Origin of the sequence: Corynebacterium sp. HMSC071F07, from assembly GCF_001810285.1 — a bacterium.
Lineage (GTDB): Bacteria > Actinomycetota > Actinomycetes > Mycobacteriales > Mycobacteriaceae > Corynebacterium > Corynebacterium simulans.
In genome coordinates, this window is sequence record NZ_KV800718.1 from 1 (window position 1) to 21,665 (window position 21,665).

Below are 21,665 nucleotides of genomic sequence, written 5' to 3' on the forward strand. Positions count from 1 at the left end.
CAGGTGTCTACCAAACAGGGGTCAGGTCCGCTGGCGCAGCACGTTGAGGTCAATGGGGATGGGTGCTTCTGCGATGTGCTGGAAGAACTGTGGTGTGAGCTTGAGGTAGCTTTCGACGAAGCTACCTTGATTAGGGTCACGCGTATCGAACCACAAGTCCCATTCGTCCAGGATTTGCGTGTGCTTTCCTCGTGCTCTGACTCCATCATCGGACTTAACCGTAATGCGAGAGTCGGACAGGCGAATCAATTGTTCTCGGACGATGGTGATTGTCCCCTTGGCTCCGCCAGTTCCGCGCTTGCCGATACCAATGGAGCTAAGGAATTGGTTCATGGAGTGGCCGAGGGGGATGCGGAACGCTTCTTCCTGGCTGATTTTCCCCTCTTTGAGTCGTCCGGCGTTTTCGACTGCGCGGGTAATCAAGTACGCCATGATGAGTCTGGGGTACTTGCCGTAGGGAAGTCCCTCGCCTGAATACACCACGATTTTCCCCGACGGGGTGATGATGACGCGTTCCTTATCCTCGGTTTTGCGATAAGGAAAAAGTGCTTGGACGAATAGTTTAGAGGTGTAGCCGACGTCCTGGGCTTGGAGGAGTTCTTGTGCGGCGTCGTGTTCTTGCCTGCGGGCTAGTTCTTTGACTGCTTCGAGCTTGGCGCGGCGCTCGTCTGGGGTGTGTGGGGGCTGCATGGTGCCGTGGTCTCCTTTCGGATTATCGACACCGCCCGTGTTGTGCTTTGTTCACTGTCCGTATGGAAGTGGTAAAGTATTAGCCGACACGGTCGGTGTCGTATTGTTTTTGGACCCCCGCTAGAGCGCCAACTCTATGATGCGGGGGTTTCCTCATGTTTTGAGGAATGTGCGCGCCCTGGACTTGAACCGAGGGTGTGTGCCGCTCGCGCTGCGCACCCCATGAGTGTGAGGCGCGGCTTTTTATTTTCTCCGCCTATTAAATCACATCAGTGTGACTTACTGAGGATTTAGTAATGGTGGCGGCTTTTGCCAAGAAGCCTTATCGGCTGTTTGCTTTGATGAAGCTTGCTCGGAACCTAAGGCATTAGTGGAGTCACTGTTGTTCTTCGGGCTCGTCTTTTAGCCCGTTGAGCATTATTTGGTTAAACAAGTTGTTGATTGTCTTCTCTTCGAAGTCTGCAGCCACTTGATTCCAATGGAATTCTTCTAGTTTGGGAAGCATGGCTGTAATAGCCATTTTTAAGTAGAAACCTCGACTACGTCCTGTCCTATCGCAGAGAGCGTCGAGTCGTTCAATGATTTCATCTGGCATCCGTACAGACACCACACGTCCGGAAGGGTGGGGTCCTTGTTTCATATGAAGTATCCTCTCCTTGGCAGCGATAGTAAACATTGTTTACCATTGCTGCCGCTCTTGGGACTGTCGATAGAATTGTTTAATCGACACTGTGTAAACATTGTTTACTATACGCAAGACTGGTGGAGTCTTCTCAAACTCTTTAACAGCATCATGAGCGGCGCGCGCCACAGAGAGGGAGGACGCCTCCGTGGACGCACTGCCATTTATCAATTCCATCAACGACTTTTCCGACTGGTGGCAGTTAGCACCCTTCGCCTTGCCAGTCTGGATGCTCATTGCCCAGATACGACGCGCAGGACTGGTGGCAGGAATCATCAGAGCGTTAGGCGGAGTAATCGCCTGGGTAATCATCTGGTTCTTCCTCACCTTCCTCGGCGTGATGGTTTGCTCCATGGCTGACCACTACGAGCGCGCTACGGACGAGACCAACGACTCGCCCTACTCCAACACGTACGAAGACGCGCCCGCCAACCTCGGTGAGTAGTACGACCTGAACGAGCAACAGTAGCCGCAGCCGCTAACGCCGAAGACTGTCTTTCTCTCTACTGACTACTGGTCGCCATTGTCATCGGCATCATCGCCGCCAGCGCCCTTAGTGGCGCTGGCGGCTTCGTCGCTGTCCTGGCCCTCATCACTGCCAGCGTGCGACTCATGGTCTCCAGACGAATCCTGCGCACTAGGGGAGGAATCACTAGCGGCCCCCAGCATGTCGTTGAAGTCTCGCTGGCTTACACCGACGAGTTCGCGCACAAGCTCCTTGGATTCGCCTAGGTCGATAATTTCCTGCGAGGCTTCGCCAATCTTTTCATCGAGTTTCTCGCGCTGGTCGATAAGCGACAGTAGCGAGTTGATGCTCTTCTTCCGGTCGCGCAGCTTACGCTGTTCTTCTTCGAGACGCTGACGCAGTTCCTGACGCTTCTTCAAACTTCTACTTGCGGTAACCATAAACCCACAATGCCAGCGCACACACCGCCCCGCTCCTGACACAAACACCACGCGGGAAGTTCGGCGTAATCGGAAGCAAGCAGTGGACTATCCCTGCAGTCTCTCGACAGCGCTGTAGACCTGCAGCCGTGAGCGCGAGCGCCCTTTTTACAACACACTATTGGCACTCTTAGTGTTAATCGGGTTTTGGCTGCTAGACTAGGGCGCATGATGACCCTGCGCGTAGTCAATAGCGGAACAGGTTATGAGTACCTGTTGCGCTCGGTGGCTACCAATGATGGGCCAACAGACGCGCCAAGTTTGTCGAAGTATTACGACGCGAAAGGAACCCCGCCAGGCCGTTGGTTAGGTGCTGGTTTGGCCGGTTTGAATACCGAAACGGTCACTGAAGGTGGGGAAGTTACCGAGTCGCAAATGGCCGCGTTGTACGGCGAGGGTCTGCACCCTGATGCGGATATGAAGATGTCCGAGGGGCAGAAAATCAAGGACGTCCAGTTGGGGCGTCCGTTTGCTAATTTCACGAACGATGTGCCGGTTTTGGTTGCTTTGCGTGACGCAGAGCGCCGCCATAGGCAGACAACTGGCACGTTGATGAGCAAGCAGGAGCGCGCCGAGTTAGTCCAGGATATTGGCCGAGAATTCTTCATTGAGGAACACGGAATAGAGCCGCAATCGGGCCGGGAAGTCGTCAACTGGGTTAACGGTTTAAAGGACAATGTGCGCCAGTCTGTGTCAGGTTTTGACTTGACGTTTTCGCCTGCTAAGTCGGTGTCAGTGGCGTGGTCGTTGTCTGATGAGAAGACCGCGCGGCGTATTGAATCGCTTCATCACCAGGCCGTGAGCGAGGCTATAGCGTGGGCAGAAGACAACGTGTTTTTCACTCGCTCTGGCAAACAGGGGCGCGAACAAATCAAGACAAAAGGTGTTATTGCCTCCGAATTTAAGCACTACGATACGCGCGCAGGAGACCCTGATCTGCACTCGCACGTGCTGGTATCCAACAAGGTTCAAGCCGAAGACGGACGTTGGTTATCGCTTGATTCCAAGGCACTGCACAAGCAAGCGCAGGCCATTTCGCACCGCTATGACTCCATCTTGAACACCCTGCTTTCTAACGAGATGGGCTACACATTTACCGCCTGCGACCACGGGGTCAATAAGGAACCCACGTGGGAGATCGACGGTATTTCCGCCTCGTTGATGGAGTCGTTTTCTAAGCGTCGACGCGGCGCACAGCCGGTCTATAAGCGACTGGTAGAAGAGTTTGTTGCCGCGCGTGGTGCTACGCCTAACTCGGTTGAGGTGGGTCGTTTGTGGCAGGAAGCTATCTTGGAAACCCGTGACGCGAAGCGTGAACCAGAAAGCCTGTCCGAGCTTCGCGCAGGCTGGAAAAACGAAGTCTCCGCTCGCGAAAACGGCGCAGAAGAACTAGCTGCAATCCACCAACTTGCCGCAGATTCTAACCGTGATGAGCGGCCACTGTTTGACACCGAGGCCCACCTTTCGGGCCTTATTGACGAGGTTGTAGCTACGGTGACGAGGCGTCGTTCCTACTTTCGTACCTCGCATGTAGCGACTGCTGCGGGTGGAAAACTGCAAGGCTATCGCTTCGATTCTCTTTCCGAGCGCGACCTTATCCATGCCACTGTGGTGGAGGCTATTGTGCGCGATAAGGCCATTGCGCTCAATGATTTCGACGTCCTAGAACTACCCGAAGCGCTGAAGAATACGGCAGGTAAAGCCCGCGATACCCGCGCTGATAGTGAGCTTTATACCACCCAGGACATTCTCGATACCGAAGACAAAGCACTGGGCGCGCTCAACGAGCCGGTGGCTGCATTCGCACCGTCGGCAGCGATTGATAAGGCGCTGGATGAGCACGAAGCCGAGGCCGGGTTCCGCCTTAATACAGGGCAGGAATCCATGGCGCGCTACCTCCTTACCTGCGGCACATTGGCGGCTACCGGCGTAGGCCCGGCTGGTACCGGCAAGACCGCATCTATGCGCCTTGTTGCCAATGTGTGGGCCAATGAAGGCCGCAACGTGATTGGTTTGGCCCCGTCTGCACAAGCAGCAGACGTGTTGTCTAAAGACTTAGGCTTTGACGCTTTTACCATCGACAAACTCACCTACACCTGGCGCGGAAACCACCCAACAAAGCCCGGCCATAGCTTAAAAGACCTTCCGGTTTCTATTAACGCTGGCGATATGATCATCGTCGACGAGGCCGGCATGGCCTCGACCCCTAACATCGGCTCGCTGTTAGAAATTGCCGAAGAAGCAGGCGCAGTCGTGCGCTTTATCGGTGACCATAAACAGCTCGGCGCGGTAGAAAACGGCGGACTTTTCGGCGCTATGGTCAATGCTTCTGGTCGCACTGATAATCAACTCTCCGAAGTCGTGCGCTTTGGCGGAGATAGTGAGCAATCTGCTACCAGCTTGCGCTTGCGCGAGGGTGATTCGTCTACTTTCGACTTCTACGCTGAGCGTGGTTGGGTCAATGGTGGCGCACGCGGCGACATGCTGGATAAGGCCGCAGCAGACTACTTGGCTGATATTTCTAGCGGTAAAACCAGTCTTCTTATTGCTGCCACCAACCGCGATGTGGCAGAACTCAACGAGACAATCCGCGCCCACTACATCGCCGTGGGCGTTGTTGACACCACCGTGGAAGCCCCGCTTTCTAGAGGCGAGAAAGCAGGCGTGGGCGATACGATTCTGGCGCGCAAAACCAGACTTTCTACGAGGACGAGACCGCTACCAGTGCCCGTATTAACAACGGCACGCTGCTGACTGTTACCGCCGTTGCCGAGGGCGGCAGTATCACCGCCCGCAACACGGCGACCGGCGAGGAACTGTGCCTTCCAGCAGACTACGTTCGCGACAATGTGCAGTTGGGCTACGCTGCTACCGTCCACCGCGCCCAGGGCAGCACCGTGGACTGTACCCGCGCGGTAATCGACCACCACGTCGATAGGGCCGGGCTGTATGTCGCACTTACACGCGGCAAGCTTGCCAACCACATCTATGCGGTCACCGAACACCAGCTAGATGAACTCGCTGAAGAAGGCCACTACCACTACCAGGGCATAGACCATGCTCCGAGTGTCAGGGACGTCTTTAATAAGGCAATTTCGCGCGATAACAGCCCGAAGGCTGCACGCGAGGTTATAGCCGAGGTGGTAGACGAGCAGACCTCACCCGATCGCATGATGGGCCTGTGGCTTATGGTTTATGATGAGGCCACCAACGACTTCATCGACGCCTACCTACCGGACTGGATCGACACCCTGCCCGGCGACCTAGCTCAAAAGATTGAAGCCAGTGACGACGGTGTAGAACCCATTCGCTATGGTTGGGCGAAGCTTATTGATGCAGGTATTGACCCGCGCACCGTCATGGACGCGGCTACTCGCGATATTGACAATGCTCATGATCCGGCACGTCTTATCCGCTACCGCCTGGACGAACAGCTCCGCCAGCTTGATACGGGCAAACGCAACCAACTGCCCCCTATCTCCAGGCATGCAGACATGGAACTCGATACGTGGCTTCGCACCCACAATCCTTACGACCGCGCGGAGACCACCCGCCTTACCGGTCAAGAACATAACCTCAACCGGCTTAACCAGTCTGTGCTGGCAGAGCACGCACGCTTCGCCCATTCCAAGGTGGAGTCGCTTACCTGGCAGGAGGCAAGTATTACTACTCGCCTACACGAGGACAAAGACGCCGCCCTCAACGAGGTACAGGCCGACTACCAGAAGGTAGTACTTGATGCTGGGCGCATTCGCGCATACGAGCAGGCCATGGCGGACCACAGTGCGGCCCTTCGTGAAGAAGAAGCAGCCCACGCAGACATTGAGCACCAACGCCTGCTTGCAGAGGACTACACTCGCCCGGTTGCCGAGCAGGAATACGACCACGACGCGGCAGGCTATGGCACCTATCAACAGCGCATAGCCGACGCGCACGCGCGTCTTGATAGTGCTCATAAGCGCCGCACGCTTGCCCAGCAGGCTATTGAAGACACCGGCGCGAACCTGCCGGAGGCAGGTCTGTGGGAGGAAATCTGTTACCGCGCCGACGACACAGAAGAATGGGACAAGCGCCTACACGCAGCCGAACAGCACGACAGCGAGCACACCGATAGGCTGCAACAACGCCTCGATACCATTCGCCGCGAGAAAATGGACTGGGCCGACCGCGCCGACATCGCTACCCGCCTGAGTGAAGAAGAAATCCCGAACGATGTTGCCGACCATGCAGGATACATTGCCGATGAAGTCAATCTCCTGGCCGCACAACGTACCTACGAACTACGCCGCCTTGGCATAGACGAACCTGCCCAAGAGGCAATCCGCGACATGGTGGCAGACACTATCGCCGCAGCCTACGAGCACGACACCACTGGCTATGACGAGCTAGACACCTCCTACAACGAGGTGGAAGAAGAAGCACCAGCACCTGAGACCACCCCAGAAGCCGACACCGCCCAGGGCGAAGACCCCGGCGAGCTGCACCAGGGCGCACAAGCAAGCCTCGACTTCCTCGCCAGCCTCGGCCTAGGTGGCGAGCAACAAAGCGTTACCAACGACAGCGACACCACCGACGAACAAGCACCCGCTGACGACCTTGAAGAAGAACAAGGCCCAGAGCTCTAGAAACAGCGAGGTCAAAGGCACTAGAGCGCATATGTGTATATACCTACATCCGCATATGTGTATGTAGGTATATACACCAGATAGTTAGCTTCTTTCCTCGAGCCATCGTGTTGCCCACTCTTCAAAAAGTTGGGAGATACTCTTCTCTTCTTCCACTGCGGCGAGTTTGAGCTCTTTAATCAATTGCCGATCGCGGACGTACAACTGAAGACGTGTCGCTTTATCGTTAGCTTGGGCGAACATCTTTGTTGAAGGCGAGCCCTCCGACCTAGTTCCAGACGATTCTTCCCGCGCCTTATTTTTGGCCTTTGGAATTGCCATTGCCTACCCCTTAATCCTCAAATGCTGCGACTACTTCTCGAGCCAAAGAATCCCAAACCTTCGTACTACTGGGCTTTGTTCCGAAAGCGCGACGTGTAGCCGCCCTCGTTGGGATGACTGTTTCAGCAAGTGCTGCAGTTTCATCACCCTCCAGTTCGGCATGGACTTCATCTAGAAGTTTTTCCCTTCTGTCGACATTCGACAGAACAACTGCTGTTGGTATCCCCATTTCTATTAGCCAAGAAAGTGTTACCTGCGTTCGATCAATATCCATCGGGGAAACACCAGTTGGAAGAAGGACTAAATCGGCAGCCTCGGCGCTTTCGGTTATGAAAGCTAAACCACCTGGAGGGGTGTCGACTATAAGAAAGTCCGGATTGTTCCCTCTCCTGACTACTCCAGGGAAATCACTTGAACTGCGGACAGATTCGATGGGAAATGGAAAATCCTTTACTCTGCTCGCCCATCGGGTGGCAGATTGCTGGGGGTCGCCGTCTGCGACTGCAACCGTATAGCCCATCTTCCGAATTGCCTCTGCGAGCATTACCGAAAGTGTGGTCTTCCCTGTCCCGCCCTTCGACTGAATCACGGAAATTACTCGAGTCATAAAGCAAGAATAGATTTAGGAAGCATTTATCCTGGTAGCGACATGCGCATGTGTGTATATCATGCTATGCGGAGGGAAAACATTAAGTAGAGAGCTGAACTAAAAATCACTTTATGCGCATGTACTGATATGCACATATGCATATATGCGCATCTCGAAATTTAAAGCTATCCACTTGCCTAGGGATACTCCGGTTGCGGGCACGCGTGAAGGCGGTATGGTTTTGGGTGTCCGCAGCGCACCTCCCCCGGCGCATAGTCGGACGGAAGGAAAATAAAAAAGCCACAACCCCCCGCAGGTGGCTTCTCCCCTAGTGCCTCTCGTCGTTGGAAGCACTAGGGGAGTTTCCTTTATAACGCCGCCCACCTTCCCCCTGGAGGCCGGGCGGCATTCGCGTTTCTTTTACGATCCTGCATGGACCGATTTGATGTACCTTGACGCAAACGCAGCGCATATAAGCGATGCCGACTGGAGGCCCAATTGCAGCACGTACGTTACAGGGTCTTTTAGACCGGATAGATCAATCCCTGCCAAAACCCCGGCCGCGCCGCATATCCCGAGGAGACAGAGGAAAGCGACCATGGCCCCGTCGGATGCCACACAATAGATGCCAACACATATTCCCCACACAACAAAAAGCAGCCTAAAGCTAAGGGCTTTGCCTCTATGAACCACTCCTGCTGAAGAGTGGCTGCGCTGGTCACTGCAAAGAGAAGAATTTGAATAGCGATGAGTGCAATGTTTCCGTAGAGGGGTTTACCCACTGACTCCCTAAGTTTCGTCCACGAATCTTTCTTTTCTTCGCCCCCTTCACGGTTCTCACATTCTGATTCTTCAACCCTTTCATTCTCTGGAAAGACTTTTTGAAACAAGTTCAGAACAAAGAATGCAAAAAGTCCCTGCATCAATTTCACGAAGAAGGAATCATTTGGTTTCTTCACGAGTTGCCCACTTCCTTAACCATCGGCTCCAGCATCTATAAAGTACACCCTATCGTTACACGGGGTTATGGCTACACTTTAACGTAAAATAAAGTTGATTCGGGCATTGTTTTACACCTGTATAGTGGGGGCTAGGGCCTAGTTATACAGAAAGTGGTGGTTGCGGTGTTGTCGCCGGATGGTTTCCATATTGAAAGTCATATTGATGCTGTGCCCGCGTTGGCGCGGGTGAAAAATCTACATGACGGGCTGTCGTCGGGGCAGCAGGCGTTGGGCAGGATTGTGCACGCTTTGCTTGCTGACGCTGATGGTCTCGACGGGGTTCAGCTTTATGCCCTCTCGGATGCAATCGAGTCCTATCGTGATGCGGTCATCGCCCAGGAGAACGTGGCTTTTAAACCTGCGCAGAGTGAGGACTAATGCGTGGGCAGCGAGTGGGGTATATCCGTGTCTCGACGGTGGAGCAGAATAATCAGCGCCAGAAAGAACTACTCAACACGTCTGGAAGTATTGACCGGTTCTTTGAGGATAAGATTTCCGGCCGCACGAAGACTGAGCGTCCTGGGTTGGGGGAGTGTATGGCCTATGTGCGCGATGGTGACGAGCTCGTCGTCTCGTCGATTGATCGCCTCGCCCGCTCGTTGACGGATTTGCGTGGCATTGTTGATGAGCTCACTGACAAGGGCGTGACCGTTACTTTCCTACATGAGAACCTGTCTTTCTCGAAGGGCACGAGTGACCCTCGCGCGGATCTTATGCTGGGTATTCTCGGCAGTTTTGCGGAGTTTGAGCGGGCCATTATTCGTGAGCGGCAGGCGGAGGGGATTGCGTTGGCGAAAAAGGCCGGCAAGTATAAAGGCCGCAAGCCCGCTCTTAGCCCGGGCCAGGTGGCGGAGATTAAGCGGCGCGTTTCGGCGGGGGAGTCGAAAGCAGCCTTGGCACGGGAATTCGGGGTCACCCGTCCTACGGTGTACCGGGCGTTGAAGAACGCATAGATGCGGCGATGGGGGCGGGTGAATATACGCCCCACGGGGCTTGCCACATGGCAGGACGTTGACGGTTCCAGGCACGCCTACAGGTAGCCTTGCGCACGTTTCCCCTCGTGGGCGGCTTTTACAAGGGCTGGCGAAGGCACGCCCCCAGGTCTCGTTAGGGATAACTGCTAACGTTATTTCCGGTTCACAATCACGCCCCGCTACTTGCGGTGGGGTGTGGGTGTGGCTTCCTCGTCGGTGCGCGGTAAGGCCCGCGCGTGACGTGGGCTGTCCCGCGCGCCCTTTTCAGGCGAGCGGACAACCCTACGACGTAAGGGAGGTAGACAATGGGTAAGCACTCATTGGATACGCCCGGACGCAAAAGGAAAGACCTTGACGCCACGAAGCTTAGCCGGCTTGATGTGGCAATCAAGGCCATAACACTTGCGACCGTAACAGTGAAGCTCATTGCAGTTATGCTTCACGTGGGTCTTTAGGCCCGAGGGTCTCAACGAGTAGCCGCTCGTTGGGGCCCTTTTTATTGTGCAGCCACAATTCAGGGACGAACCGTGCTGTCGTATTTTAGGCTAATGCTCGCGCGGAGGTTTCGCAATACTCCCACACTAAGCCCGTAGACCCATTTCCTACTGCAGTCGGAAAGCTGTGTAGCCGTGTATCGCCTTCTGTGCGCCCGTGAGGTCTCGCTAGCGTGTGGCTTTACCTGCACTTTCTCCGCCTGGGCGACGTTCACCGAATAAAGAGAAAGGGCGCTCCCACCTGTGAGGCGCCCTTATTTGTTCTTTTTAGAAGGGGAGTTTGAGGCCAGGGATAAGACCCGCGAAGGCAGCGCCACCAATGGACAGTGCAATAGTGAGTACTACGCCGATAACACCGGCAATAATCCCAGCGGTGGAAGAACCACCGCTAAAAGCAGGGGTAGACTGCTTATCGTCAGCTGCATCCGTTCCGGTATCTACCCCAGGTAGTTGGGGATTTCCCGTTTCCTTCGGAGTGGTTGGTTTGGGCACAACCTTCCTAGCTTGGACGCTATTGGTGATGACCTTAGAGGTTCCGTCTGAGAAAGCTACCTTGTAGACAAACTCCCCGTTTCCCTCGACCGGAGGAATAACGGTAAACGTATTTCCTTCCTGCTTTACATTCCAATCTTGCGGCACTTTCAAGAGGGTCACCGAAGCTGTGGAAGGAATATCCAGAACTTTTACGGTAGTAGTCATGCCGACTTCAATAACACTTTTGTCAATAGTCGGATTGTGCTGGAGCTTTTCCGCAGGATGAACAGTGAAAGTATGCGTTACTACCTCAGTCGATCCATCAGGGTATTCGACAGCGAGATCAACAGTTGTTGACACTGTCTTTCCGTAGCGATCAGATTCCGAGATTAGCCAGAGCCAGACTTCCCCATCCTCAAACACTCTGACGGAGAGCTCACCTTCCTCATTCCCCCCGCCAGACACGCCCGGATTAAGGGCAGTCAATTTCGTCCCGTCGGGTACCCCTCCAACGGAAATTCTTTCTGTGAGTTTGTCCATTCTGATCCACTCGGGATAGGTGGGCTGGAATTGGTCAGCCATGGTCTTCTTCGCGGTGGCGGTCTGAGCCGTAGCGACCGGGGCAGCAACAGCTGTTGCCGAGGCGGTAGAGAGGCAGCATAGAGCAGCGACGAGTGCTCGCTTTTTCATGAGAAATCTCCTTGAGAGAACAGGGGATGGAAGAAGTTTATAGTACCCCGGCATTGCGCTTTTCTTTACTGCTCACCCGTTACCTTGTGAGTGTCCCCGATAATGGGGATAGTCGCTGGTCCCGGTATGGCTTACCTGCCCTGTAGTTTCCATAATCCGGGGGGTGTTGCCGCCGGGTGCCAGGACTTTCGATGACAGCTGATAGGGACACGGCCAGTTTTAAACTAGGTCTCTTTGTAACGTGGGTGCTTGCAACGAAGGTCATGACACCAGCGACTGGAACAACGCCATACCCATCTCGTTTTCTAGGAGCTCATCATGTCTCCGGAGCATTCCATCGACATATTCCTTGGGTTAGACGTCGGCAAATCTGAACACCACGCCTGCGCCTTAGACCGTGATGGCAACAAGGTCTTCGACAAACCGTTGCCTCAACTCGAATCCGAACTAGCAGGCGTTTTTCACCAGCTTCAGAAGCTTGGCACCGTGCTCGTGATCGTCGACCAACCCAACACCATCGGCGCACTACCGATTGCTGTAGCCCGGGACTGCGGTTGCGAAGTCGGATACCTGCCAGGTCTTGCGATGCGCAAAGCTGCAGATCTCTATCCGGGACGTGCAAAAACAGACAAACGCGACGCATTCATCATCGCCGACACCGCCCGCACAATGCCCCACACGCTACGTGCCGTCGACCGCAATGATGAGGTACTCTCCGCCCTAAAGATGCTGTCCGGCTTCGATGATGACATCGCCCGCGATTGCACTCGCACTGTCAATCGGCTTCGCAGTGTCCTCACCCAGATCTACCCCAGCCTGGAACGAGTTTTTGCTGGTAGCACCCTGACTCGCACGCCGATCCTGGAATTATTGATCCATTACAAGGGACCGCAGGGGCTAAAAAGAGCCGGATACCAACGAGTGTTGAACTGGATGATCAAGCGCACACGTAAAGACCCCACCCCGCTGGTAGACGACATTTTTGCAGCGCTGAAAGCTCAAACAGTCACCGTGCCTGGAAGCGATGCCGCCGAGTTAGTAATTCCTCAACTGGCTGCAAACATCCAGGCCCTCAAAGAGCAACGAAACACCATTGCTGAGCAGGTTGAAGAGATGCTCGCTGATTTCCCTCTTTGTGAGGTCTTGATGAGTATGCCCGGAGTCGGCATCAAGACCGCAGCGCAGATCCTTCTTGCGATCGGTGATGGCTCCGACTTCGCTAGTGCTGGCCACTTAGCTGCTTATGCTGGAATAGCACCCGTGACTAGACGATCCGGTTCGTCGATCAGAGGTGAATTCCCGGCACGGTCAGGCAATAAACGACTGAAAAACGCCTTGTTCTACTCCGCATTCGCAGTTATCCGCAGCCACGAACCGTCACGGCGGTATTACGAACGCAAACGCGCTGAAGGAAAACGCCACAACGCAGCAGTCATCTGCCTGGCACGACGCCGATGCAATGTCATCTACGCGATGCTGAAAAACAAGGAGTTCTTCCGCGAAATCCCGCCACGCCCCGTCGCCGCATAAAGCCCCAAAGACGAAGCCGACCAGCACACGCTGGCCGGCTCCTAGGCACGCCTAAGAAACTACTCCCAAGACTGTGCTCGTCAACATCGGTCTGGCACTTGACAAAAACATAGGGACACGTTACCGAGCATCCGCTACTGAGCGCCCTGACTACACTGGCCATCATGAAACCCCTGAAGATTCCACCAGGTCCCGGCATCCCAAAGGGCCTTGTCATCCCCTCAGCGGAGCTCACTGAACGCTTCGCGCGCTCCGGTGGGCCGAGCGGTCAGGGTGTTAACACCACGGACTCCAAGGTGCAGCTATCGGTCGATATTGCCGAGCTCAGCGTGCTTTCCGACGTCTACCGCCGCCGCGCTCTCCAGAACCTCAGCCACCGACTCGACGGCACCACACTCACCGTGTCGGTCACCACGCAGCGCTCCCAAGTGCGCAACCGCGCGGAAGCCCGGCGTCGCCTGGCGGATCTCATTCGGGAAGCCGTGCAGCCACCGCCTCCGAGGCGCCGGCGGACTCGGCCGAGTCGAGCCTCGATTGCGCGTCGTAAAGCGCAGAAGCAGCGGCGCTCCGAACTCAAAGCCAGCCGACGTCGCCCCAGCGCCTACTAGGGGATATGGGATTTTCGTGCATCCGTTGCAATATAGAGGAATGAACGAAAATCAGGCCCCTACCGAAAAGGCAGCTGAAGCCGTCGCGGAGTTCAACCGAGTGCCCTCGATCCTGTCCATTCAGTCGCATGTGAGCTATGGCCATGTGGGTAACTCCGCTGCCGTCTTTCCGCTGCAGCGCGCAGGTTTTGAAGTGTGGCCGGTCCACACCGTCGATTTTTCCAACCACACCGGCTACGGCCAGTGGCGTGGCCCGATGATTCCAGCCACGGATGTGCGCGAGGTTATCAAGGGTATCGATGAGCTGGGCAAGCTTGACGACGTCGACGCGATTATCTCCGGCTACCAGGGCGGTAGCGATATTGCGGATGTCATCATCGAGGCCGTGGCGCTGACCAAGGAGCGCAACTCGAAGGCCATTTACTCGTGTGACCCGGTGATGGGAAATGCCAAGAGTGGCTGCCACGTCTCGGAAGGCATTCCGCCGCTGCTGCGCGACAAGGTCGTGCCGGTGGCAGACGTGATTACGCCGAACCAGTTTGAGCTGGGATACCTGACGGGCCGCGAGGTCAGTGATCTGGAGTCCACCATTGCGGCAGCTCATGCTGCTCGGGAGCTCGGCCCGGAGGCCGTGCTGGTCACCAGCGTGCTGCGTCCGGAGCGCAAGGAGGACGAGATTGAGATGCTCGCCGTCAATGGCTCCGGTGCATGGCTGGTGGCGACGCCGTACCTGCCGCTGAAGCGCAACGGCTCTGGCGATGTCACGGCCGCGCTGTTTGCGGGCAACCTGCTGCGCGGTCGCGGTATTGACGGTGACCTCTCGGTAGCACTGGGCAACACCGCGGCCAGCGTCTTTGAGCTGCTAAAGGTCACGCACGAGTCCGGCTCTGGCGAGCTGGAGCTCGTTCGTGCGCAGGAGGCCTACGTCCACCCGGAGCAGCGTTTTGAGGTTACGAAGGTGGGGTAGGGCTTTATAACCGAATATAGGGGAGTCGATGGCGGCAGCACTTATGTGTTGCCGCCATCGTCGTACCAGGTCTTCGGGATTTTTCTGCCTCTTACCTGGGTTCTAAACATTTGCGCAACAAGAAGAAAAGATTTCGAACCATTGAAATAAAGTTCCAATGAGTAAATAATGAAAACGGTTACTACTCAGTTGCGCCTATCCTTCAATAAAGGGGAGTAAATGTTTTCTACCCGCACGGGGCGAACCCTGGCTGTCTCGGTCTCTGCACTTGCGATTTGTGGCCTCGGGTTGACCGCCTGTTCGAACCCCGATGATAAGTCCGCCTCCGGCGCCAGCGCCGAGCAGACCCTGGTCCTGCTGGATAACAACGAAACCGGCGGATACAACCCGGTTGCTGGTTACAGCAGGTCCGGCGATTCCCCGGTCTACGAGGGCCTTTCCGGCTCAAGCCGGTGTCGGGTGACACCTCCACGAAGCCCGTCGACTTTGAGCCTCTGCTAGCCTCCGGCCCCGCCGAGCCGAGCAATGGCAACAAAACGTGGACCGTTCCAATCAAGGACGGAATCACCTTCTCCGACGGGACTACCTTCGGGCCGGAGGACGTCGTGGCGACCTACAAGGCCATCCTCGACGAGCGCTCGGCCTCCTCTGAGGCTCCGAACTGGGAAATGCTCGATGAGGTGCACGCCGACGGAGACAAGGTCGTCTTCGAGCTGAATATCCCGTACGCGGAATTCGATCACCAGCTCCTCAACGGCATCGCCCCGTCGGAGGCCTTCAACTTCGATGATTTGAAGCCCGCCGAGGACTCAGATCTCAATACCAAGCCCGTGGGAACTGGCCCGTTCAAGCTCGAATCTTTGCGTGCCGACGAGGCCATCTTCACGGCCCGCGAGGATTATCACGGCGGGGCCCCTGAGCTGAAGAAAGTCATTTACCGAGTCAATCAGGACGAAAACTCCCGTGCTCAGCAGCTGCGCGGCGGCGAGGGCGACGGAACCATTATGGAGCCGGCGTTGGCGCAGGAATTTGAAGGCCAGGAGGGATTCAAGGTCGAGTCGGCTCATTCGGCGGACTGGCGCGGAATCCCCCTTCCAGCGGGCAACCCGGTCACCGGTGACCAGGCAATCCGCAATGCGGTCAACCTGGCTGTCAACCGTGAGGCCATGGCGAAAGACGTGATGAAGGGCCACGCGAAGCCGAACTCCACCTTCCTCGCGGACTTCTACGGCGACGCCTACGACCCGACCGCCGAGATCAAGCACGACACCGCGAAAGCCGAGAAGCTTCTCGACGACGCTGGGTGGAAGAAGGGCTCGGACGGAATCCGCGTGAAGGACGGCCAGCGCGCCGCATTCGATGTCATCTACTTCCCGAACCGCGATCACGCCCGCACTGACCTGACGTTGGCCGCAGCCTCCGACCTGAAGAAGGTCGGCATTGAGGTCAATCCGGTCGCCCGTGATTCCAAGTCTGTCACCCGCGAGGACTACGCCAAGACCCCGGTCATGCTGGGAGGAGGCGGTACCCCGTACTCCGTCGACGGCCAGATCTACTCAATCTTGCACTCCAAGTACGCTGAGCCGGGTGCCGGTGCCAAGTGGGATAACGGCTCCGACTACGTCAACCCGGAGATCGACAAGCTGCTCGACCAGGCGCGCGTCGAAGCGGACCAGGCCAAGCGAGACGAGCTCTACCGTAAGATTCAGAAGCTCTACGCCGAAAAGCCCGCCATGCTGCAGCTGGTCTACGTTGACCATGTCTATGTCGAGCGCGACCGTGGCTACACGCACCCGGATGCCATCCTTGAGCCCCATGCCCACGGCCTGAACTTCGGCCCGTGGTTCAACCTGGGGGCATGGCACAAGTAAATGACAGAAGCCGAGCCACACCCACGTCCTCACCCTCGCTCGCGCCCGCACTCACACCCGCGTCTACACCCCTCTGAGCATCAACCCCGTTTCAAGAGCCGGAAACGGCAGGTCGCAGGAATCGTCGTGAGGCGAGTGCTGGTAGCCGTTCCCATCGTTGTGGCGGTGACGGCAGCAGTGTTCGCGCTGGCGGCGGTGAGCCCCTTCGACCCTTTGGATGCGTATCTCAAAGGTCAGGCGGGCAACCTGACCGAAGCGCAGAGAGTCTCGATTTCTCACCAGTTGGGGCTGGATAGGCCCTGGTGGGAGTCGTGGTTGGTGTGGCTGCAGGGCCTGGCGGTGGGCGACCTTGGCATTTCGAGGTCCTACTCACAGCCGGTGACGCAGGTGCTCGCCGAGCGTCTGCCGTGGACGATGCTGCTCGGCGCCTGCGGACTTGCCGGAGCTATCGCGCTGTCATTCGTTCTGGCACTGTGGGCTGCGGTGCGGCGCGGGGGAGTGCTAGACCGGCTAGTCCTGTCGATCTCGACGGTGATTCAGGCGACCCCGCCCTTCGTCGTTGCACTCGGCGGCCTCGGCCTTTTTGCGTTGGCCTGGAAGCTATTTCCCACCGGAGGCCTGACCTACCCGGGCGAGCCCGTGACTTTCTCCTCTACGGTGGCGCACCTTACGCTGCCAGCTGTCGTTCTTGCGATTACGCAGGTGCCGTGGCTGGTGCTGTCGTTGCGTGAGTCCATCGTCGAGGTCATGGACTCCGGCGCGGTCACCGGAGCGCAGGTCCGCGGCATTCCGCGCCGAACGATTATTTTCTCCCATATCCTGCCGACCGCAGTGCCGCCTTTCCTCGCGCTCATCGGCGCGCGACTGTCTGAGCTGGTCGTCGGATCGACACTGGTGGAGGCGGTCTTCGCGTGGCCTGGGCTCGGAACCGCGCTGGTCAAATCGGCTCAGAGCTTGGACTTTCCGCTGCTGAGCATTCTCACTATCGCGACGACGGCTATCGTCCTGCTCGGAAATCTGCTTGCCGACGGCGCCTTCGTCGTCCTCGACCCACGGGGGGATGCAGATGCTTAAAACGACAAAGAGGCCGGTCGCCCCGGTCGTGGCCGTGGCGTGCCTGGTCCTCATCGCTGCCTACGCCTTTTTAACTCCGCTGTTTCACGACTCCGACCTGGTGCTCACCGACTTCGCCAATTCCGGTGTCGCCCCGGGGCCTGAGCACTTCTTCGGTACCGATTCGAAGGGGCACGACGTTTTCGTTCGAGTTGCTGCGGGAATGCGCATTTCCCTTTTCATTGCACTGGTCACGGCAGTGTGCTCGGCGATCGTCGGTATCGTCCTCGGCGTTACCGCAGGCATGCTCGGCGGGCGCGTCGACCGCGTCATTATGCGCAGCGCCGACGTCACCAACGCGCTGCCGCACCTGCTACTGGGGCTGCTCATCGTCAGCCTTTTCCGAGGCTCGGTCCCCGCAATCATCATCTCCCTGGTACTGACGCACTGGGTGACCATCACCCGAACGGTCCGTGCGTCCGTGCTGCATCTGCGGGGCGCCGAGTTCGTCGAGGCCGCGCTCCTGTCCGGAATGAGCCGCGCACGCGTGCTAGCTCGGCACGTTGTTCCGGCGGCACTGGGGCAGTCCTTGGTCGGCCTTATCTTGCTGATCCCGCACGCAATCTGGCACGAGTCGACGCTGTCTTTCCTTGGGGTGGGCCTGCCGCCGCACAAGCCGTCTCTCGGGACTCTGCTTGCCGACGCCGAGGGCGCCCTGCTTCTCGGCCATTGGTGGATTTTGGTGTTTCCCTCGTTTTTCCTCGTCGCCACAACGTTGTGTATTGCGGCCGTCGGCACGCATTTGAAGGAGCGGGTGACCGGACAGGAGGTGCTGGTGTGAGTGCTCGGGAGGGCGTCGGCAAGCGAGAGAAGCTGCTGGACATTGAGAGACTGACAGTGCGGATTCCCCTGCGCGGTGGTGACGTGGTGCATGCCGCGACGGGCGTGTCCCTGACTGTGGGTAGGGGAGAGGTCGTCGCGGTTGTGGGTGAGTCGGGCTGCGGAAAGTCGATTATTGCCTCGGCGGTGGTTGGCATGCTGCCGCCGCACGCGAGAGTAGAGGGGCAGGTGCGTTTCTATCCGCGCGAAGGGGCAGCTGACAGTGGTGCAGAAGCGGAGAGGAACGCCGAGCCCATCGAAATTCTGGCGCGGCGACGTACCGGCGCGGGCCTTGCTCGCACTGACGAGGAGCTGGCGGGGCGGCAAATCGCGCTAGTACCGCAGTCGGCGGCGACGTTTTTGACACCGGTGCGCACGGTCGGGGCACAGCTAAAAGAAACAATTTCCGTTCTGGGGCGCAACCACACGGTGGAGGAGATGCTGCGGCGAGTCAGCCTGGATGCGGAGGTCGCGGCGCTGTATCCCCACGAACTTTCCGGGGGTATGGCGCAGCGCGCAGCAGTGGCATTCGCCCTGGCTGGCGACCCTGCTCTGGTGATTGCTGACGAGCCGACGGCCTCCCTCGACCCCGACCTGACCATGGCCCTGCTGCGCATGCTTCGCCAAATCGCCGACAGTGGTGTGGGAGTCATGCTAATTACGCACGACATTTCCGAGCTGCGCGATAGCGGCATCGCCGACCGAGTTGCAGTGATGTACGCATCGCGCCTTGAGGAGACGGGACCGGCAAAACAGGTGATTGAGGCCCCAGCCAGCGAATACATGCGCGACCTGCTCGCAGCGCTGCCCGAAAACGGCATGCGGCCGATGCCCGGCGTGGTGCCGAGCTTGACGAACCTGGACGAGGACTATTGCTACGCGCGCAGGCTCGAGGAGGCGGGGAAATGAACGAGGAGGCTGTGGTGAGTAAGGCGTTGGTGAGTGAGCAGGCTTCGGTGAGCTGTGACGCGCAGGCGAGTGGCAAAGCGCTGGTCGCCGAGAACGTGTCGAAGTCATTCGGCGCCAAGGACGGCTCTGCGAGAGTCGTTTTATCGGACGTTTCCATCAGGGTTGATCCAGGGCAGATCGTCGGGCTTCGTGGGCCTTCGGGGGCTGGCAAGTCCACGCTCGGCCGTATCCTCGCAGGCCTGGAAGTGCCCGATTTAGGGCAGTGCTTCTGCGACGGGGTGCCGGTCGGCGCTGTGCGCAGCCGCGCCGGGCAGCGGGTTCGTGGCCAGATTGGGATGGTGTTTCAGTCTCCCCGAAGGTCCTGCGACCCGCGGATGACTTTGGGGCGCACCATTCGCTCAGCCGCACGACAGGGGCGGCAAGGGCGGCGGGATGGTCAGCGAACCGGGAAAAGTGTGGACATCGACGAGCTCATTCGAAACGTTGGGCTGACTCCGGACCTTCTCGATCGCTTCCCTAGCCAGGTCTCAGACGGGCAGCTCCAGCGTGCCGCAGTCGCTCGCACCCTGGCCGCCGGTCCACGCTACCTCATCTGCGACGAGATGACCGCCATGCTCGACGCCGCCAACTCCGCGGCAATCGTCGAGGTCATCCGGGATTTCGCCGTATCTGGCGGCGGTGTTCTCATGATTAGCCATGAACACAGGCTTCTCGCCGCCGTGTGCGACGGCGTCGTCGCCTTAGAGTAGCGATATTGCTTAGCGCCCAGCTTGGAGTCATTGAACCTTCACTGCCTGTGATCGCCGATAGAATTTAGGAATTAGGATAGCCATACCTATGGCAGGCAGTGTAGGCTCTCCTTTTGTTGGTTGAATGGTTGGCTATCAATCGTTACTTGCTTGAAGGGGCTCTTCCGGTTTTGGGGTGCGTAGCGGGGTGAGGTAGAACATGACGGGTTCAGCGGGTCACCACAACATGTAGGGGTCCCTGGGGTGAAGATGAAAGTTGCTACACGACCATCTAAACCCACCAGGGACCCGTACTGTGAAGCCTACTGGAAACCTCGTTGCTGACACTATTTGCCGTACCGCGGAAATCGGACTTGCCATCACCGGTGCCGCTGATGCCGGAGCGTTGACCATCATTGAAGCCACGCCAGTAGCCGTTGTCGGCGTGTGCCCGGACTGCGGACAGTCAGGAAAGCTGCGCGACCACGTCACCCGTCGACTCGTTGATCTTCCTGTCGTTGGATTCCCCACTAGGCTGCACATAAAAGTCCCCAGGTTCCGGTGCACAGCCGACTCATGTAAGAGGAAGATCTTCCAAGAATCTTTAACCTGCGCGGATGACGGCGCCAAGCTCACTTATCGGGTTACTCGCTGGATCTTGCAACGCCTTGCTATTGACCGGATGAGTGTGTCAGCTACCGCCAAAGCACTCGGTGTGGGCTGGGACCTGGTCAATAAAGTCGCACTAGATGCCTGCCGCCAGCTTGTCTACGGCGACCCCTGTCACCTAGACGGAGTTCGCGTCCTTGGAGTCGATGAACATGTATGGAAACACACCAGAAAACCAGGTCAGGCATCAAACCTGGTGACCATACTTGTTGACCTTACCCCGCTGGTGGACGGGCGTGGGCCTGCACGCTTGTTAGACATGCGACCGGGCAGGTCCGCAGATGTGCTCAGCGGGTGGCTTAAAGAGCGCGACCCCAGCTTCCGGGAACAGATACAGGTGGTGACCATGGATGGGTTCACCGGATATGCCACCGCAGTCGAGCAGCAACTACCACAGGCAGACAAAGTCATGGACCCTTTCCATGTAGTGCATCTGGCAGCCGACAAGCTCACCACATGCCGGCAAAGACTCCAACGTGAGACCACCGGGCGCCGCGGACGCAAAGATGACCCACTGTACAAGCACCGGCGCACCCTGTTGACCAGGACGAATTATCTCACCGAGCGGCAAAAGCAACGCTTAGAAATGCTGTGGGCCACCGATGACGACTACGTGTGCCTAGAAGTAACGTGGTTGCTCTACCAAGACATGATCGCAGCGTACGCGCATCCGAAGAAATCGGAAGGCAAAAAGCTCATGGAACGCATCATCCACACCCTGCGTAAAGGATTACCGAAAGGCTTAGAAGAGCTCGCCCAACTGGGACGCACCCTGTGGCGAAGGCGCAAAGATGTGCTCGCCTACTTTGATATCGTGCATCCAACGGCCCCGTCGAGGCAATCAACGGCAGACTCGAACACCTACGCGGCATCGCCCTAGGATTTAAAAACCTCAACCACTACATCTTGCGATGCCTAATCCACTCCGGACAACTACAGGACAAAATCAACGCACTCTAAAACCGG

20 protein-coding genes and 1 pseudogene are annotated in these 21,665 nt (G+C 57.3%); 14 read left to right on the forward strand and 7 right to left on the reverse strand.

What is annotated here, in order from left to right:
* Positions 1–21 precede the first annotated feature (21 nt).
* Both HMPREF2724_RS10920 and HMPREF2724_RS10925 read right to left on the reverse strand, forming a co-directional pair.
* Positions 22–690: a replication protein RepA gene (locus tag HMPREF2724_RS10920; RefSeq protein WP_246818255.1), complete on the reverse strand. Its 669-nt coding sequence runs from the start codon at positions 688–690 to the stop codon at positions 22–24.
* Between the two features lie 376 nt (positions 691–1,066).
* Entirely contained in the window at positions 1,067–1,330 is a 264-nt protein-coding gene (locus HMPREF2724_RS10925) for a ribbon-helix-helix protein, CopG family (RefSeq protein WP_049166664.1), read from the reverse strand.
* Between the two features lie 190 nt (positions 1,331–1,520).
* Here HMPREF2724_RS10925 and HMPREF2724_RS10930 point away from each other — a divergent pair, with 190 nt between their 5' ends.
* Complete coding sequence (locus HMPREF2724_RS10930) at positions 1,521–1,817, forward strand: hypothetical protein (protein WP_070588582.1); 297 nt, start codon at positions 1,521–1,523, stop codon at positions 1,815–1,817.
* A gap of 65 nt (positions 1,818–1,882) precedes the next feature.
* On the opposite strand, the gene HMPREF2724_RS10935 is transcribed toward HMPREF2724_RS10930, so the two are convergent.
* Positions 1,883–2,257 carry a 3-deoxy-D-manno-octulosonate 8-phosphate phosphatase gene (locus HMPREF2724_RS10935; protein ID WP_246818256.1) on the reverse strand — a complete coding sequence of 125 codons (375 nt, stop codon included), beginning with the start codon at positions 2,255–2,257 and terminating at the stop codon, positions 1,883–1,885.
* A 228-nt stretch (positions 2,258–2,485) separates the two neighbouring features.
* Between HMPREF2724_RS10935 and mobF the strand changes: the two genes are divergently transcribed.
* On the forward strand, positions 2,486–5,071 hold the full coding sequence (mobF, locus tag HMPREF2724_RS13335; RefSeq protein ID WP_246818257.1) for a MobF family relaxase: 2,586 nt from the start codon (positions 2,486–2,488) through the stop codon (positions 5,069–5,071).
* Positions 5,072–5,166: 95 nt separating this feature from the next.
* Positions 5,167–6,942 carry a C-terminal helicase domain-containing protein gene (locus HMPREF2724_RS13340; RefSeq protein WP_246818258.1) on the forward strand — a complete coding sequence of 592 codons (1,776 nt, stop codon included), beginning with the start codon at positions 5,167–5,169 and terminating at the stop codon, positions 6,940–6,942.
* 84 nt (positions 6,943–7,026) lie between these two features.
* Here HMPREF2724_RS13340 and HMPREF2724_RS10945 read toward each other — a convergent pair whose 3' ends face one another.
* The 3 genes from HMPREF2724_RS10945 to HMPREF2724_RS10950 form a co-directional block, all read right to left on the reverse strand.
* Positions 7,027–7,263 carry a peptide transporter gene (locus HMPREF2724_RS10945; protein WP_070588585.1) on the reverse strand — a complete coding sequence of 79 codons (237 nt, stop codon included), beginning with the start codon at positions 7,261–7,263 and terminating at the stop codon, positions 7,027–7,029.
* A gap of 10 nt (positions 7,264–7,273) precedes the next feature.
* Complete coding sequence (locus HMPREF2724_RS12480) at positions 7,274–7,870, reverse strand: ParA family protein (RefSeq protein ID WP_083306137.1); 597 nt, start codon at positions 7,868–7,870, stop codon at positions 7,274–7,276.
* A 506-nt stretch (positions 7,871–8,376) separates the two neighbouring features.
* Entirely contained in the window at positions 8,377–8,811 is a 435-nt protein-coding gene (locus HMPREF2724_RS10950; RefSeq protein ID WP_070588587.1) for a hypothetical protein, read from the reverse strand.
* Between the two features lie 153 nt (positions 8,812–8,964).
* On the opposite strand from HMPREF2724_RS10950, the gene HMPREF2724_RS10955 reads away from it, so the two are divergent.
* Both HMPREF2724_RS10955 and HMPREF2724_RS10960 read left to right on the forward strand, forming a co-directional pair.
* Positions 8,965–9,231: a hypothetical protein gene (locus HMPREF2724_RS10955; protein WP_210386705.1), complete on the forward strand. Its 267-nt coding sequence runs from the start codon at positions 8,965–8,967 to the stop codon at positions 9,229–9,231.
* On the forward strand, positions 9,231–9,806 hold the full coding sequence (locus tag HMPREF2724_RS10960) for a recombinase family protein (protein WP_070588591.1): 576 nt from the start codon (positions 9,231–9,233) through the stop codon (positions 9,804–9,806). Before HMPREF2724_RS10955 ends, HMPREF2724_RS10960 begins: the two co-directional genes overlap by 1 nt.
* Positions 9,807–10,588: 782 nt before the next feature.
* Here HMPREF2724_RS10960 and HMPREF2724_RS10965 read toward each other — a convergent pair.
* Positions 10,589–11,485, reverse strand: coding sequence for a hypothetical protein (locus HMPREF2724_RS10965; protein WP_070563915.1), 897 nt, complete (start codon positions 11,483–11,485; stop codon positions 10,589–10,591).
* Between the two features lie 318 nt (positions 11,486–11,803).
* Here HMPREF2724_RS10965 and HMPREF2724_RS10970 point away from each other — a divergent pair, with 318 nt between their 5' ends.
* From HMPREF2724_RS10970 to HMPREF2724_RS11005, 9 genes and pseudogenes are all read left to right on the forward strand, one after another.
* A complete protein-coding gene (locus tag HMPREF2724_RS10970) occupies positions 11,804–13,015 on the forward strand; it encodes an IS110 family RNA-guided transposase (RefSeq protein WP_070563919.1) in 1,212 nt (403 codons plus the stop codon).
* A gap of 164 nt (positions 13,016–13,179) precedes the next feature.
* Complete coding sequence (gene arfB, locus HMPREF2724_RS12490; protein ID WP_070563922.1) at positions 13,180–13,623, forward strand: alternative ribosome rescue aminoacyl-tRNA hydrolase ArfB; 444 nt, start codon at positions 13,180–13,182, stop codon at positions 13,621–13,623.
* 40 nt (positions 13,624–13,663) lie between these two features.
* The gene (gene pdxY, locus HMPREF2724_RS10975) at positions 13,664–14,590 is read left to right on the forward strand and encodes a pyridoxal kinase PdxY (protein WP_240927197.1); all 927 of its coding nucleotides are present in this window, start codon (positions 13,664–13,666) and stop codon (positions 14,588–14,590) included.
* 452 nt (positions 14,591–15,042) lie between these two features.
* The gene (locus HMPREF2724_RS10980) at positions 15,043–16,461 is read left to right on the forward strand and encodes an ABC transporter substrate-binding protein (protein WP_168164884.1); all 1,419 of its coding nucleotides are present in this window, start codon (positions 15,043–15,045) and stop codon (positions 16,459–16,461) included.
* 126 nt (positions 16,462–16,587) lie between these two features.
* Positions 16,588–17,535: an ABC transporter permease gene (locus HMPREF2724_RS10985; protein WP_083306139.1), complete on the forward strand. Its 948-nt coding sequence runs from the start codon at positions 16,588–16,590 to the stop codon at positions 17,533–17,535.
* Positions 17,528–18,355, forward strand: a complete 828-nt coding sequence (locus HMPREF2724_RS10990) for an ABC transporter permease (protein ID WP_016422019.1) — start codon at positions 17,528–17,530, stop codon at positions 18,353–18,355. The genes HMPREF2724_RS10985 and HMPREF2724_RS10990 overlap by 8 nt, the downstream gene beginning before the upstream one ends.
* Positions 18,352–19,302, forward strand: coding sequence for an ATP-binding cassette domain-containing protein (locus HMPREF2724_RS10995; protein ID WP_016422020.1), 951 nt, complete (start codon positions 18,352–18,354; stop codon positions 19,300–19,302). The genes HMPREF2724_RS10990 and HMPREF2724_RS10995 overlap by 4 nt, the downstream gene beginning before the upstream one ends.
* A complete protein-coding gene (locus tag HMPREF2724_RS11000) occupies positions 19,299–20,051 on the forward strand; it encodes an ABC transporter ATP-binding protein (RefSeq protein WP_016422021.1) in 753 nt (250 codons plus the stop codon). Before HMPREF2724_RS10995 ends, HMPREF2724_RS11000 begins: the two co-directional genes overlap by 4 nt.
* Before the next feature lie 295 nt (positions 20,052–20,346).
* Positions 20,347–21,659: pseudogene (locus tag HMPREF2724_RS11005) on the forward strand (ISL3 family transposase).
* Positions 21,660–21,665: the final 6 nt, after the last annotated feature.